We start from the raw sequence: 13529 nt of genomic DNA, 5'->3' as shown, positions 1-13529 counted from the left end.
GGTGAGGGTAAGTGGGGCGACGCGCAAGGGGCCGGTGGCCGGTCAGTCCGTCACGCCTGGCCGGCCGCCGCACGGCCCGCTTCGAGGCGGGCCACCGGGATGCGGAACGGCGAGCAGGACACGTAGTCCAGGCCCACCTCGTGGAAGAAGTGCACCGAGTCGGGGTCGCCCCCGTGCTCGCCGCACACGCCGAGCTTCAGGTCGGGGCGGGTGGCCCGCCCGGACTCGACGGCGCTGCGTACGAGGGAGCCCACGCCGTCCTTGTCGATGGTCTCGAAGGGGGAGATACCGAAGATGCCCTTCTCCAGGTACGCGGTGAAGAAGCTGGCCTCCACGTCGTCACGGGAGAAGCCCCACACGGTCTGCGTGAGGTCGTTCGTGCCGAAGGAGAAGAAGTCGGCCGACTCGGCGATCTGACCCGCCGTCAGCGCCGCGCGGGGCAGCTCGATCATGGTGCCGAGGGAGAGCCCCAGCTCGACCCCGTACTTCTGCTCGGTCTCCGCGATGACCTGCTCGGCCTCCTCGCGGACGATCTCCAGCTCCTGCACGGTGCCCACCAGCGGAATCATGATCTCCGCACGCGGATCGCCGTTCGCCGCCTTCCGCTCGGCCGCGGCCTCCGCGATGGCCCGCACCTGCATCGTGAACAGCCCCGGGATGACCAGCCCGAGCCGCACGCCGCGCAGCCCCAGCATCGGGTTCTGCTCGTGCAGCCGGTGCACGGCCTGGAGCAGCCGCAGGTCGTTCTCGTTCGCGTCCTTACGGGACTCGGCGAGCGCGACCCGCACCGACAGCTCGGTGATGTCCGGCAGGAACTCGTGCAGCGGCGGGTCGAGAAGGCGGACCGTCACCGGCAGGCCGTCCATCGACTCGAAGAGCTCGATGAAGTCCTGGCGCTGGGGCGGAAGGAGGGCGTTCAGCGCGGTGTCGCGCTCCTCCTCCGCGTCGGCCAGGATCAGCCGCTCCACCAGCTCACGCCGCTCCCCGAGGAACATGTGCTCGGTACGGCACAGCCCGATCCCCTGCGCCCCGAACCGCCGCGCCCGCGACGCGTCCTCGGCGTTGTCCGCGTTCGCCCGCACCGAGAGCCGGCGCTTGCGGTCGGCGTACGACATGATCCGGTGCACGGACTGTACGAGCTCGTCGCCCGCACCCGCGTGCGTACGGCCCTCGAAGTACTCGACCACGGGCGACGGCACGACCGGCACCTCGCCCGCGTACACCTTGCCGGTCGAACCGTCGATGGAGACCACGTCCCCCTCGTCGATCACGACCCCACCCGGCGCGGTGAGCTGCCGCTTCTTGGTGTCGACCTCCAGCTCCTCGGCCCCGCACACACAGGTCTTGCCCATGCCGCGCGCGACCACCGCCGCGTGCGAGGTCTTGCCGCCGCGCGAGGTCAGGATGCCCTCGGCGGCGATCATGCCGTCCAGGTCGTCGGGGTTGGTCTCGCGGCGGATGAGGATGACCTTCTCGCCGGACCGCGACCACTTGACCGCGGTGTAGGAGTCGAAGACCGCCTTGCCGACCGCGGCGCCGGGCGAGGCCGGAATGGCCCAGCCGATCTGGGTGACGCCCTCGCCCTTGACCCCGCCGTTGCTGTCGAAGCGGGGGAACATCAACTGCGCGAGCTGCGCGCCGTTGACCCGCTGCAGCGCCTCGGCCTCGTCGATGAGCCCCTGGTCCACGAGCTGCGTGGCGATCCGGAACGCGGCGGCGGCGGTCCGCTTGCCGACCCGGGTCTGGAGCATCCACAGCTTGCCGCGCTCGATGGTGAACTCGATGTCGCACAGGTCCCTGTAGTGCGTCTCCAGGGTCTCCATGATCCGCATCAGCTCGTCGTACGACGTCTTGTCGAGCGATTCGAGCTCGGCCAGCGGCACGGTGTTGCGGATGCCGGCGACGACGTCCTCGCCCTGCGCGTTCTGCAGGTAGTCGCCGTACACGCCCTGCTGCCCCGTGGAGGGGTCACGGGTGAAGGCCACACCGGTGCCGGAGTCCGGACCGAGGTTGCCGAACACCATGGAGCAGATGTTGACGGCCGTGCCCAGGTCGGAGGGGATGCGCTCCTGGCGCCGGTAGAGCCGCGCGCGGTCGCCGTTCCACGAGTCGAAGACCGCGCGCACCGCGAGGTCCATCTGCTCGCGCGGGTCCTGCGGGAACTCCCGCCCGGTCTCCTTGAGCACGATCGCCTTGAACTGGTCGACCAGGCCGCGCAGATGAGCGGAGGTGAGGTCCACGTCGCTGACCGCGCCCTGCTCGCGCTTGGTCTCCTCCAGCGCCTCCGCGAACAGCTCGCCCTCGATCCCGAGGACGGTGTCGCCGAACATCTGGATCAGGCGCCGGTACGAGTCCCAGGCGAAGCGCTCGTCGCCGGACTGCTCGGCGAGCCCGTTCACCGACTCGTCGGAGAGCCCGATGTTGAGGACGGTGTCCATCATCCCGGGCATGGAGAACTTGGCGCCCGAGCGCACGGAGACCAGCAGCGGGTCGTCGGCCTGGCCGAGCCGCTTGCCCATGCGCTCTTCCAGCGCGGCGAGCTGCGCGCCCACCTGCTCGCGCAGCGCCGGGGGTTCGGCCCCGGACTCCAGGTAGACCTTGCACGCCTCGGTGGTGATGGTGAACCCCGGAGGGACGGGGAGACCGAGGTTGGTCATCTCGGCGAGGTTGGCCCCCTTGCCGCCGAGGAGGTCCTTGAGGTCCCTGTTGCCCTCCGTGAAGTCGTAGACGAACTTCCGCTGGTCCGCAGCGGCGTTGTGCGCCGCGTTAGAAGCGTTCGCTGTGTTCTCTGCGTGAACCGGCACAGGTCTCGGCTCCTCGTGGACGGTTGCCCTGACGGCGGGGAGCGTACCCAGATCGAAGGCTTAGGGGTACGTCCAGCAGCACGTCACACGGCTGTAACCCGTCCGGTTCCGTAGATCGAAAGTCACGGTCGCCTTACGGCGTCCGAGAGTTGAGACCATTTCCCGAAGGCAGCGTGTCAGATTCCCGCCCCAGCATTTGCGAAGCAATAGGGCCAAAACGGTAATCGATCTTTTGACTTCTGAACCAAGGAGCAGCAAAACCCCGCCTCGCTCCTTGGAGATATACAGCTCACATGTGAGCGCTCATATGAGCACACCTCTGATCAGGGTGGCGAGGATCACGCGCCCAGGGACGGCCGGATTCCACCATGCGGACGTCCCGCCGGACGGGCGGCCGGACAGAGCCCGAGGGCGGATACGCCCCTTGCCCGCACCCCTCCTCCGCCGTCCCGACGGCTCCCGCCGCGCCCCTCCGCGCCCCCGTCGCACACCCATCTCCCGCTCCTTTTCCGGGAATTGGCCGTACCCCTAGAGCATCGTGAATCCGATTTTGCATGTCTAAGAGACATAAATTGGTGGTGCCGACGACAGAACTGACACAGTTGGCTGCTCCTGGCAGCGGCCCGGGTTCTCCCCCAGGGTTCTCCGCCGCGGCCCGCGGGCAGGCGCACCGGTACGCGGTCGGAGACCTCCCCCAGGGGTTCCCGGCCGCGGCGCCGGGCCAGGACCGCTCCAACGGCCCCTCCCGGCGCGCGAGTCGACCGCTCGCCCGCCAGGCCCCCGGCGCGGACGCGCGTACCCCGCTCCCCCGCCCGCGGCCCCCGCGACGGGGCCGACCCCGCCGACCGCCGTAGAAGCCGCGCCCGAAAGGGGAACGCACCATGACCGCTCCGACGACGACGGACCAGCACCGGCTCCTCGTCCACAGCGGGACCTTCGCCGCGCTCGACGCGGGGGGTGACATCACCGGGGCGCGCGGGGTCTCGCCCGACGGGCTCTTCCTGCGCGACGCGCGCCACCTGAGCCGCTGGCAGCTCACCGTGGACGGGGCCGTGCCCACGGTGCTGGTGCCGGCCGACGCCCGGGGCGGGGCGACCGCGCGCTGCGTGCTGACCCCCGCGAGCAGCCGGGCCGAGCCGGCGGCGCACACCGTCTTCCGGGAGCAGACGGTGACGGCGGGGGCGCTGCGGGAGCGGGTGCGGATCGCCAACAACCTGGGGGACCGCGCGACGGTGCGGCTGGCGCTGACCGTGGACGCCGACTTCGCCGACCAGTTCGAGCTGCGCTCCGACCTGCGCACCTACGAGAAGCCGCACGTGGTGCGGACGCGCGAAGTGCTGCCGGACGGTGTGCAGTTCGGCTATATGCGCCGCGAGTGGCGGTCCCGTACGACGGTCACCGCGCAGCCCGCGCCCGACGTCGTCGGCGAGACCGGCAGCGGGGCCCGGCAACTGCGCTGGGACCTGGAGCTGCCGCCGCACGGTTCGGCCGAGGTCACGCTGCGGGCCTCGGCGTACCCCTACGGGGCGCCCCCTGCCGAGGCCGCGCCCCCGCAGCCCGCCGGGGAGACCGAACTGCCCTGCGCCGCCTGGCCCGAGCTGGCCCGCGCCTGCCGCCAGGGCCTCACCGACCTGGACGGGCTGCGCATTCCGGCCGCGGGGCCCGACGGCGAGCAGCTGTGGGTGCCGGGGGCCGGAGTGCCGTGGTTCCTGGCGCTGTTCGGGCGGGACGCGCTGCTGGCCTCGCTGTTCGCGCTGCCGTACCGCCCCGGCGCCGCGGCCGCCACCCTCCCCGCGCTGGCCGCCGCCCAGGCGACCGAGGAGGACCCGGCGCGGGACGCGCAGCCCGGGAAGATCGTGCACGAGGTGCGGCACGGCGAGCTGGCCCACTTCCGCCAGGTGCCGTACGGCAGGTACTACGGCTCGATGGACGGTACTCCGCTGTTCCTCGTATTGCTGGGCGCATACACCGAACACACCGGGGACGAGGGGCTCGCGCGGCGCCTGGAGCCGCACGCGCGCGCCGCCGTGGAGTGGATGTTCCGGCACGGCGGCCTGGAGAAGGGCGGCTACCTGCGCTATCGCGCCGACGACGCGGGCCGGGGCCCGGCCCACCAGTGCTGGCGCGACTCCCCCGGCGCGATCTGCTTCGCCGACGGTTCCCGCGCGAAGGGTTCGGTCGCGGTGGCCGCGGTGCAGGGGTACGCCTACGACGCGCTGCTCCGCACGGCGCGGCTGGCCCGCACGGTGTGGGGCGACAAGGAGAGCGCGGACCGGTGGGAGTGCGCGGCCGAGGACCTGCGGCGCCGTTTCCTGCTGGACTTCTGGATGCCGGAGCGTGACTTCCCCGCGCTGGCGCTGGACGGCGAGGACCGCAGGGTGGACGCGCTCACCTCGGAGGCCGGGCATCTGCTCTGGTCGGGGCTGCTGGACGGGGAGCGCGCCGAGGCGGCCGGACGGCGGCTGCTGGAGCGGGACTTCTTCTCCGGCTGGGGCGTGCGCACGCTCGCCGCGGGACAGCCCGCTTACCACCCGCTCTCGTACCACCGGGGCAGCGTGTGGCCGCACGACAACGCGGTGATCGCGCTGGGCCTGGCCCGGCACGGGCTGCACGCCGAGGCACGCGAGGTGGCGGGCGCGCTGACGGCGATGGCCGCGTACGACGGGCACGGCTACCGGCTGCCGGAGGCGGTCGCCGGGTACGCGCGCGAGGACCACCCGCACCCGGTGCCCTACCCGCACGCGTGCTGCCCGCAGGCGTGGGCCGCCGCGGCGCCGCTGGCCCTGTGCTCGGCGGTCGGCGCGCGGCAGGACGCGGGGCGCCCCCTCCAGGGCGCGGCGGGCTGAGCGGAGGCGGACCCTCCGGCGGCCGGCCTGCTAGGGCGTGTCTTGCGGAGTCGGCTCTTCCGGCGGCCGGCGGGCCCGCGAGCTGCGGACTCTCCGGGCGCCAACCGGCCGTCAACCGCCCGGCGGCCGGAACGGGACCGATATCGGGCGGTTGCCGTGTCGGCGCCGCGCGTCAACCATGGGGCGCACGGAAGATCGGGGGTGGGGCGAGGAGACGACGGAGGCGACGGCATGTCCGGGCGGTACGCAGAGCAGCGCAGCCGGAGCGGTCAGGTGCGGCGGGCGCCCCGCGCCGCGCGGCAGGACGCGCGCCGGGCGCGCGCGGTGACGGCCGTGGTCTCCGCCGTCCTGGCGGTGGCGCTCGCGCAGACCCTCCTCGTGCAGTTCGTACGGCAGCCGGACGGCACCCCCGCCGTGCCGCTGCCCGCCTGGGAGTGGAACGCAGTCTCGCTGGTCCCGCTCGCCGCGCTCGCCTTCCACTGGCATCCGGCGCAGCGCTCCACCGCGCCCAACATGGAGCCGGCGATCCTGATCTCCTCGTGCCTGTATCTGGCGTACGCCTTCCTCGCGTTCGCCCACGGCGACCTGCGGCTCTTCCCCGCGCTGCTGGCGAGCGCCGGCACGCTGGCCGGGGTGTGGACGTCCAACAGGCAGGCTGCCCGCGAGAGTTGACCAGCGGCCGTACGGGGCCCGGGCGTTGCCTCCCGGTGTGATCTCGCACACAGGCTAGGGTGACGCGGATGCCGCCGACAGCCCCGACGTCGGAGGGGTGCGAACCACCCTCCGTACTCACCGATTTGGCTGGTTCTCTGTGTAGCGAAAACAGTTGCCCCGGGCATGTAGTGGCTGGAGCCGTACGTCACACCCCCACCGTTCGTGAGGTCAGCACATGACGGAGACCGTCGCCTTCCCCCAGGACCGTGCCTGCCCCTACCACCCGCCCACCGAGTACGGGCCGCTGCGCGCCGCGCGGCCGCTCGGCCGGGTCACCCTCTTCGACGGCCGCGACGTGTGGGTGGTGACCGGGCGGGACACCGCGCGCGAACTCCTCGCCGACCAGCGGCTGTCCAGCAACCGCAAGAACCCCGCCTTCCCCGTGCCGACCGCGCGCTTCGAGGGGCTCAGGGAACGGCGTACCGCGCTGCTCGGCGTGGACGACCCCGAACACAACGCGCAGCGGCGGCTGGTGATCCCCAGCTTCAGCGTCCGGCGGATGGCCGCGCTGCGCCCGCAGATCCAGCAGACCGTCGACCGGCTGCTGGACGCGATGGTCGCGCAGGGCCCGCCCGCCGAGCTGGTCAACGACTTCGCGCTGCCGGTGCCCTCCATGGTCATCTGCGCGCTGCTCGGCGTCCCGTACGAGGACCACGACTTCTTCGAGGAGCAGTCGCGGATACTGCTGCGCGGGAAGACCGCCGACGAGGCGCGGGCGGCGGGCGACCGGCTGGACGCGTTCTTCTACGACCTGGTCGAGCGGAAGCGCAAGGAGCCCGGCGACGGGCTGCTGGACGACCTGATCCAACAGCAGCTCGAGAAGGGCACGTTCGACCCGCCGGAGCTGGTGGCGCTCTCCACGATCCTGCTGGTCGCGGGCCACGAGACGACCGCGAACATGATCTCGCTGGGCACCTTCACGCTGCTCCAGCACCCCGAGCAGCTCGACGATCTGCGCGCGGGGAAGGTGGAGATGTCGGCGGCGGTCGAGGAGCTGATGCGGTACCTGTCCATCGCGGACGGGCTGCTGCGGGTCGCGACCGAGGACATCGAGGTGGGCGAGGGGCCCGACGCCTCCGTCATCCGGGCCGGCGAGGGCGTGGTCTTCTCCACGTCCGTGATCAACAGGGACGCCGAGGCGTTCCCCGACCCCGACGCGCTCGACCTGGACCGCCAGGCGCGGCACCACGTCGCGTTCGGCTTCGGCATCCACCAGTGCCTCGGGCAGAACCTCGCGCGCGCCGAGATGGAGATCGCGCTGAGCACGCTCTTCGCGCGGCTGCCCGGGCTGCGGCTGGCGGCGGAGCCGGAGGAGATCCCGTTCAAGCCGGGCGACACGATCCAGGGAATGCTGCAACTGCCGGTGAGCTGGTGAGGGTTGAGGCAGTACGAGTTGTTGCACCGGAAAACACGCGAGAGGAAACCGAGCACATGCGCATCACCGTGAACACGGACGTCTGTATCGGTGCGGGCCAGTGCGCGCTGACCGCGCCGGAGGTCTTCACCCAGGACGACGACGGCTTCAGCGAACTGCTGCCGGGCCGCGAGGACGGCGCCGGCGACCCCCTGGTCCGCGAGGCGGCGCGGGCGTGCCCGGTGCAGGCGATCACGGTGAGCGAGGAGTGAGCGTGCCGGGGCGGCCTTGGCCGTCCCGGCCTCACCCCGCGGCCACCCGCTCCAGGAACGCGTCCACCAACCCGTGCGCGCGCTCCCGCATCGCGGGGAGAGCGGTGCTCACCTCCCGTATCAGTGCTCTCGGGTCGGCGCCCGCCTCCGCGGCGATCTCCTCACCGCCGCCCTCGAACCACGCGCGCAGCGTCTCCGGCGTCAGCTCCGGGTGGAACTGCACGCCCATCGCCCGGCCGTGCACGAACGCCTGTGAGGCCAGCGCGTTGCGCGCCACCTCGCGCGCACCCACAGGCAGCTTCCACCGGTCGCCGTGGAACTGGAACCAGGGCCCGGGCCCGACCAGTTGCGGCGCGTCGGTGTGCACGGTGCTCCAGCCCAGCTCCCAGGCGGGCGCGCGTTCCACGGTGCCGCCCAGCGCGGCGGCCAGTGCCTGACCGCCGAAGCAGATGCCGAGCACCGGTATGTCCCCGGCGTGCGCGGCGCGCAGTAGGGAGAGCTCGGCGCTGATCCAGGAGTTCATCCGGTTCACCGACCACGGCGCGCCCAGCGAGAGGATCAGCTCGTGCTCACCGGCGGCCGGGAAGCGGGCCTCCACGTCCGGGTCCTCGAACCGTTCCGGCGGCACCACCAGCATCTCGTCCAGCGCATAGCCGCGCTGCTCCAGCCGCTCCCCGACGTGTCCTGCCGAGGAGAGGTGGTCGTGGAGTATCACCAGGGCACGCGCCATCGCCGGGTCCTCATCCCTCCGCTTCCGGGTACGAAAGAGCGCCGCACCCCTTGAGGAGCGGTGCTCTCCCAGCCTACCGTTTGGGGCCAAACAAGGAGCACGGCTGTACGGCAGGAGGCTTCATGGCGTCGGCGCCCACACCCCGGATGACCCTCGTGCTCTCCGAGAACTGGACCATGACGGGCGGCCGTTGCGACACCCGCGCGCTGGTCAGATGGGCCCGCGAGGCCGAGGAGGCGGGCTTCGACGCGGTGATGCTGAGCGAACACCTCGTCCTCGGCCCGGACTCCGGCGCGAACGGGGTGATGCCCAACCCGCGCGAGTACGCGCTGCCCGGTAATCAGGACCCCGAGACCCCCTGGCCGAACTCCCTCGTACTGCTCTCGGCCATCGCCGCCGTCACGGAGCGGATCCGGCTCGCCGCTGCCGCCGTGGTCGCCCCGCTCCGCCACCCCCTGCTGCTCGCGAAGGAGCTGGCCACGCTCGACCTGCTGAGCGAGGGGCGGCTCGTGGTGCAGCCCACCGTGAGCTGGAGCAGGGACGAGTACGCGGCGCTCCAGGTCCCGTTCGCGCGGCGCGGCGCGCTGCTGGACGAGCACCTGGCGGCGTGGCGGGAGCTGTGGCGCCCGGGCCCGGCGACCTTCGAGGGCGAGCACTACGCGTTCCGCGACGTGTACCTGGAGCCGAAGCCGTACCGGCCTGGCGGGCCCGCGCTGTGGTTCGGCGGCGAGACGCTGCACGACGCGGTGCTGCGCAGGCTCGTCGCGTACGGGCACGGCTTCCATCCGCTGGGCCGGCCGCGCCCCGCCGAACTGGAGAAACTGCGGGCCGCGTTGACCGAGGCGGGCCGCGACCCGGACGGGCTGGAGATGATCGGCGGCACCCGCGCAGTGTTCCCCGACACGCGCTCGACCGCCGATCTCGGCAGGGCGCTGGAGTCCGTGCCCGAGCAGCGCGAGCAGGGCTTCACGACGTTCTGCATCAAGCCGTCGCAGTTCACCGACGATCCGGCGGGGGTGCGGGACTTCTGCCGCGAGGTGATGCGGCGGGTCGCCACGCTCTAGGCACCCGTACGAGGCGCCCCCGCCCGTCCCCCGAGCCCACTCACCAGGAGGTTGCGTTGCCCCGTCCCGCCGATCTCGTTCTGCGCAACGGCACGGTGCTGACCGTGGACGCCGCGTTCAGCACCACGGAGGCGCTGGCGGTGCGCGACGGGCTGGTCGCCGCCACCGGCACGGACGAGGAGATCAGTGCTCTCGTCGGCCCCGGCACCCGGGTGCTGGACCTCGGCGGGCGTACCGCGCTGCCCGGGATCAACGACTCGCACCTGCACGCCTGCGCGTTCGGCGCGACCCGGCCGCCGCTCGCGCTGGACGTCACGCCCGAGGGCGCGGCCTCGATCGCGGAGATCCGTACGGCGGTACGGGAGCGGGCGGCGCAGGTCCCGCGCGGCTCGTGGATCATCGGCAACGGCTGGGACACCGGCTACCTCAAGGAGTGCCGCGACGACCCGGAACGGTCGGTGACCAGGCACGATCTGGATGCGGTCGCGCCGGAACACCCCGTTCTGCTCTACGAGTTCTCCGGGCACACCGCGTGGGTGAACTCGCGGGCCCTGGAGCTCGCGGGGATCAGCGCCGGTACGGAGGTGCCGCCGGGCGGCGTGATCGAGCTCGGCCCGGACGGCGAGCCCTCCGGCGTACTCCGCGAGGGCGCGCAGGAGTTGATCAACGCCGCCGTGCCTGACATGGACGCGGGGGCGCGCGCGGAGGCGATACGCGCCGCGGTGCGGGTGTGCCACGCCGAGGGCATCACCAGCTTCACCGAGCCGGGGCTCGGGCCGGGCGGCGGCTCGCTGTTCCTGGGGGCCGCGCACACGGACACGCTGCGAGAGTACGCGCGGATGGCGGCGGCGGGCGAGCTGCGGGCGCGGGTGAGCGTGCTGCTGCTACCGCTGGAGATGGGCGGCGCGTCGAGTGAACTGCCAGCGCGCATGGAGGGGTTGGGCGACTTGTGCGCCGACGCCGACCCCCGCCTCCTCCGCGTACTCGGCGTGAAGCTGTTCGCCGACGGGATTCCGCCGAGCCGTACGGCGTGGATGCACGAGCCGTACGAGGAGGGCGGCGGGCTCGGGCAGCTCTGCGTGCACGGGCACTCCGACGCGCAGCGGGTCGGTGAGCTGGGCGGGATCGTGGCGTACGCGCACGCGGCGGGGCACCAGTTGGGGGTGCACATCACCGGGGATCACGGGATCGACGCGGTCGTCGACGCCTTCCGTTCCGCCCAGGCCGACTCCCCGCGCCCGGACGCGCGCCACTACGTGATCCACGGGGACTTCGCGTCCCCCACCGCCCTGCGGACGCTGGCCAGGCACGGCTGGGGCGTCAACATGAACCCCGGGGTCAAGGACGCGATAGCCGACCGGATGGACGCGGTCGTCGGGCCCGAGCGCAGCGCGTGGCAGTGGCCGGTGCGCAGTGCGGTGGAGGCCGGGATCCCGGTCACGGCCAGCTCCGATGCGCCGATCACGTATCCCGACTGGCGGCGGGGCGTGGCCTCGATGATGCTGCGCGAGTCCAAGGCGACGGGCCGGGTGAGCGGACCCGACCAGTGCGTCGGCTTCGAGACGGCGGTGCGGGCCTACACCTCGCACGCCGCGTGGCAGGACTTCGCCGAGGGCTGGAAGGGCACGCTGGAGCCGGGCAAGGTCGCCGACGTGTGTGTGGTGGACGGCGCGTTGGGCCCGCGCACCGATCCGCGGGAGATCGCGTCGATGGGGGTCGCGCTGACCGTGTTCGGGGGCGAGGTGGTGTACGAGGGGGTGGCCCTGTAGGGCTGGGGTGCGCGGACAGGTTGCTTCGTGTGCGGGTTCGTCCGGTGTTGTGTGTTCCATGACACCGGGATCGCGGGGCGGGTTCCCGTACGGGAATGGCGGCCTGTGAAGCTGGGGCGGACCCACACGCCCGTGCGCCAGGAGTAGTCCCCCATGTCCACGCATGCGCAGACCGACAACGCGATGCCGGCCAAGGAAGCGGCACGCAAGGCACGTGTCGCACGTGCCCTTCGGCGGATCACCGCCCTGCCGTTCTGGGCGCTGCTGGCGGTCTTCGTCGCCTCCTGGCCGCTCGGGGAGTTCTTTCCGTCGACGGCGATAAACGTGTGCCGGTTCGTCGCGCCGCTGCTGCTGATCCCGGTCGCGCTGATCCGCTCGATGCCGACACTGCGGGTCGTCGGCCTGGGGCACTACGCGAAACGCCGGCGGCGCAGTTCGGCCTACTTCGTCGGGGCCTGCTTCGTCTTCGCGGCCGCCCTCCTCGCCGGGGGCGCGAACTTTCTCGCTCCGGCGGTGGTTCCCACGGTCCCGGTGAAGGCGAAGGTCACCGAGTGCCATCGCGAGGGCGAGGGGCGCCGCAGCTCCGGCCACACCTCGTGCACGGGTGAGTGGACCGTCAACGGCAAGCACGAATCGGGCCGCTCGATGCCCTACTCCGCCCCGGCGGGCAGCACCGTCCCCATCGCGGCCAACCGCGCCGACAACGACGTGGTGTACGGACCGCCGTCCGGTGGGCAGAGCGCGATGGGCGCGCTCATCGGTGCCATGGGCATCGCCTTCGCGGGCTACGGCGTGTACGAACTGTTCGTCGCGCGGCGCCGGATCGGCCACCGGCTGGACGAGGTGATCGCGGGCCGGGCGACGGTGGCCGCGCGAATCTTCACCCCGCGAGCCGGCGGATGAACGCCGCGAAGGCCGGCGCCTCGAAGGTGAGGTGACCCCTGCCGGGGTCCTTGGAGTCGCGAACGGCGACGCGACCGGGCAGGTCAGCGACCTCCACGCACGAGCCGCCCTTGTCATCGCTGTAGCTCGACTTACGCCACCGGGCGAGGGACGAGTTTTCGGTGGTCGTCATAGCGCTCCTTCAACACACGGGCGATCAGCGTGGCCGTCTCCCGCGGGGACAGGGCGTCGGCTCGCAACAGATCGTAACGGCGTGCCAGGTTCCTGAACTGGTCAGGATCAGCCGTTGAGTCACCGCCCTCGTAGTCCTCCAAGTATGCGACGTCTGCCTGGTCGTCACGCAAGAACAGTTCGAAGGACCCTGAGAGCCCGGTGTGCTCTCCCAGCCCGAACGGCAGCACCTGAACCTGCACCCCGGCGGTCTCCTGGAGGTCCAGCAGCCGATGCAGCTGCTCCTTCATGACCTGCTTGCCGCCGACTTCTCGGCACAGCACGGACTCATCCAGCACGAGCCACAGGTGCGGCGCTTCCTTGCGCTCAAGGATGTGCTGGCGTTCCATGCGCGCCTCCAGCAGCGCCTCCAAGGCGTCCCCTTGGTGGCTGACGCCCAAGACCGCCCGCGCATAGCTCTCCGTCTGGAACAGGCCGTGCACCAACTGGCTCTGGAAGAGCCGGATTTCGCGCGCCGAAGCCTCAAGCTGTGCCACCGGCTGGTACCAGATCGGCAACCGGCACCGCTTTGCGGGCTCCCACGCGCGGATCAGGGCGCCATCCGCACCCACCGCCTCATCGAGGCGCGGGACCAAGTCGTCCCTCGGCACCTTCGCCGCCGTTTCGATCTGGCCGATCATCGAGCCGGTCAGGAAGACCCGCTTGCCCAAGTCGTCCAGCAACAAGCCCGCGCGCTCCCTCCACCACCTCAACTCCGCGCCGAAGTAGTGCAGGGGCGAAGCCCCCGGATCAAGCTTCTTGATGTTGGCCATGGTGGGAGCTCCCTCGCTCAACCGGCGCAACGCAACCGGGGGTTGGTTTCACGCCATGGCCCAGCGTAGCCACGTACTCACACCCTCGTA

The 13529-nt window shown here is 71.9% G+C and carries 11 protein-coding genes; 7 read left to right on the top strand and 4 right to left on the bottom strand.

The features are described from left to right. Positions 1-50: 50 nt before the first annotated feature. Positions 51-2804 carry a pyruvate, phosphate dikinase gene (ppdK, locus tag ABEE00_RS10740; RefSeq protein ID WP_345745112.1) on the bottom strand — a complete coding sequence of 918 codons (2754 nt, stop codon included), beginning with the start codon at positions 2802-2804 and terminating at the stop codon, positions 51-53. An 881-nt stretch (positions 2805-3685) separates the two neighbouring features. On the opposite strand from ppdK, the gene ABEE00_RS10735 reads away from it, so the two are divergent. The 4 genes from ABEE00_RS10735 (at position 3686) to ABEE00_RS10720 (ending at position 7990) form a co-directional block, all read left to right on the top strand. Further along, positions 3686-5650, top strand: coding sequence for an amylo-alpha-1,6-glucosidase (locus tag ABEE00_RS10735; protein ID WP_345745111.1), 1965 nt, complete (start codon positions 3686-3688; stop codon positions 5648-5650). A gap of 231 nt (positions 5651-5881) precedes the next feature. Further along, on the top strand, positions 5882-6322 hold the full coding sequence (locus ABEE00_RS10730) for a hypothetical protein (protein ID WP_345745110.1): 441 nt from the start codon (positions 5882-5884) through the stop codon (positions 6320-6322). A gap of 217 nt (positions 6323-6539) precedes the next feature. Beyond that, positions 6540-7739: a cytochrome P450 gene (locus tag ABEE00_RS10725; RefSeq protein ID WP_345745109.1), complete on the top strand. Its 1200-nt coding sequence runs from the start codon at positions 6540-6542 to the stop codon at positions 7737-7739. A gap of 56 nt (positions 7740-7795) precedes the next feature. After that, on the top strand, positions 7796-7990 hold the full coding sequence (locus ABEE00_RS10720) for a ferredoxin (protein WP_345745108.1): 195 nt from the start codon (positions 7796-7798) through the stop codon (positions 7988-7990). A 31-nt stretch (positions 7991-8021) separates the two neighbouring features. On the opposite strand, the gene ABEE00_RS10715 is transcribed toward ABEE00_RS10720, so the two are convergent. Beyond that, a complete protein-coding gene (locus ABEE00_RS10715; RefSeq protein WP_345745107.1) occupies positions 8022-8720 on the bottom strand; it encodes a type 1 glutamine amidotransferase in 699 nt (232 codons plus the stop codon). A gap of 122 nt (positions 8721-8842) precedes the next feature. Between ABEE00_RS10715 and ABEE00_RS10710 the strand changes: the two genes are divergently transcribed. From ABEE00_RS10710 to ABEE00_RS10700, 3 genes are all read left to right on the top strand, one after another. Beyond that, on the top strand, positions 8843-9784 hold the full coding sequence (locus tag ABEE00_RS10710; RefSeq protein ID WP_345745106.1) for a TIGR03619 family F420-dependent LLM class oxidoreductase: 942 nt from the start codon (positions 8843-8845) through the stop codon (positions 9782-9784). A 56-nt stretch (positions 9785-9840) separates the two neighbouring features. Further along, entirely contained in the window at positions 9841-11553 is a 1713-nt protein-coding gene (locus tag ABEE00_RS10705; protein WP_345745105.1) for an amidohydrolase, read from the top strand. 153 nt (positions 11554-11706) lie between these two features. Continuing rightward, complete coding sequence (locus ABEE00_RS10700) at positions 11707-12456, top strand: hypothetical protein (RefSeq protein ID WP_345745104.1); 750 nt, start codon at positions 11707-11709, stop codon at positions 12454-12456. On the opposite strand, the gene ABEE00_RS10695 is transcribed toward ABEE00_RS10700, so the two are convergent. Continuing rightward, positions 12434-12628, bottom strand: a complete 195-nt coding sequence (locus ABEE00_RS10695) for a DUF397 domain-containing protein (protein WP_345745103.1) — start codon at positions 12626-12628, stop codon at positions 12434-12436. The genes ABEE00_RS10700 and ABEE00_RS10695 overlap by 23 nt on opposite strands. After that, a complete protein-coding gene (locus ABEE00_RS10690) occupies positions 12588-13439 on the bottom strand; it encodes a helix-turn-helix domain-containing protein (RefSeq protein WP_345745102.1) in 852 nt (283 codons plus the stop codon). The genes ABEE00_RS10695 and ABEE00_RS10690 overlap by 41 nt, the downstream gene beginning before the upstream one ends. Positions 13440-13529: the final 90 nt, after the last annotated feature.

Origin of the sequence: Streptomyces odontomachicola, assembly GCF_039605595.1 — a bacterium.
Lineage (GTDB): Bacteria > Actinomycetota > Actinomycetes > Streptomycetales > Streptomycetaceae > Streptomyces.
This window is presented reverse-complemented; position numbering and strand designations above follow the sequence as displayed.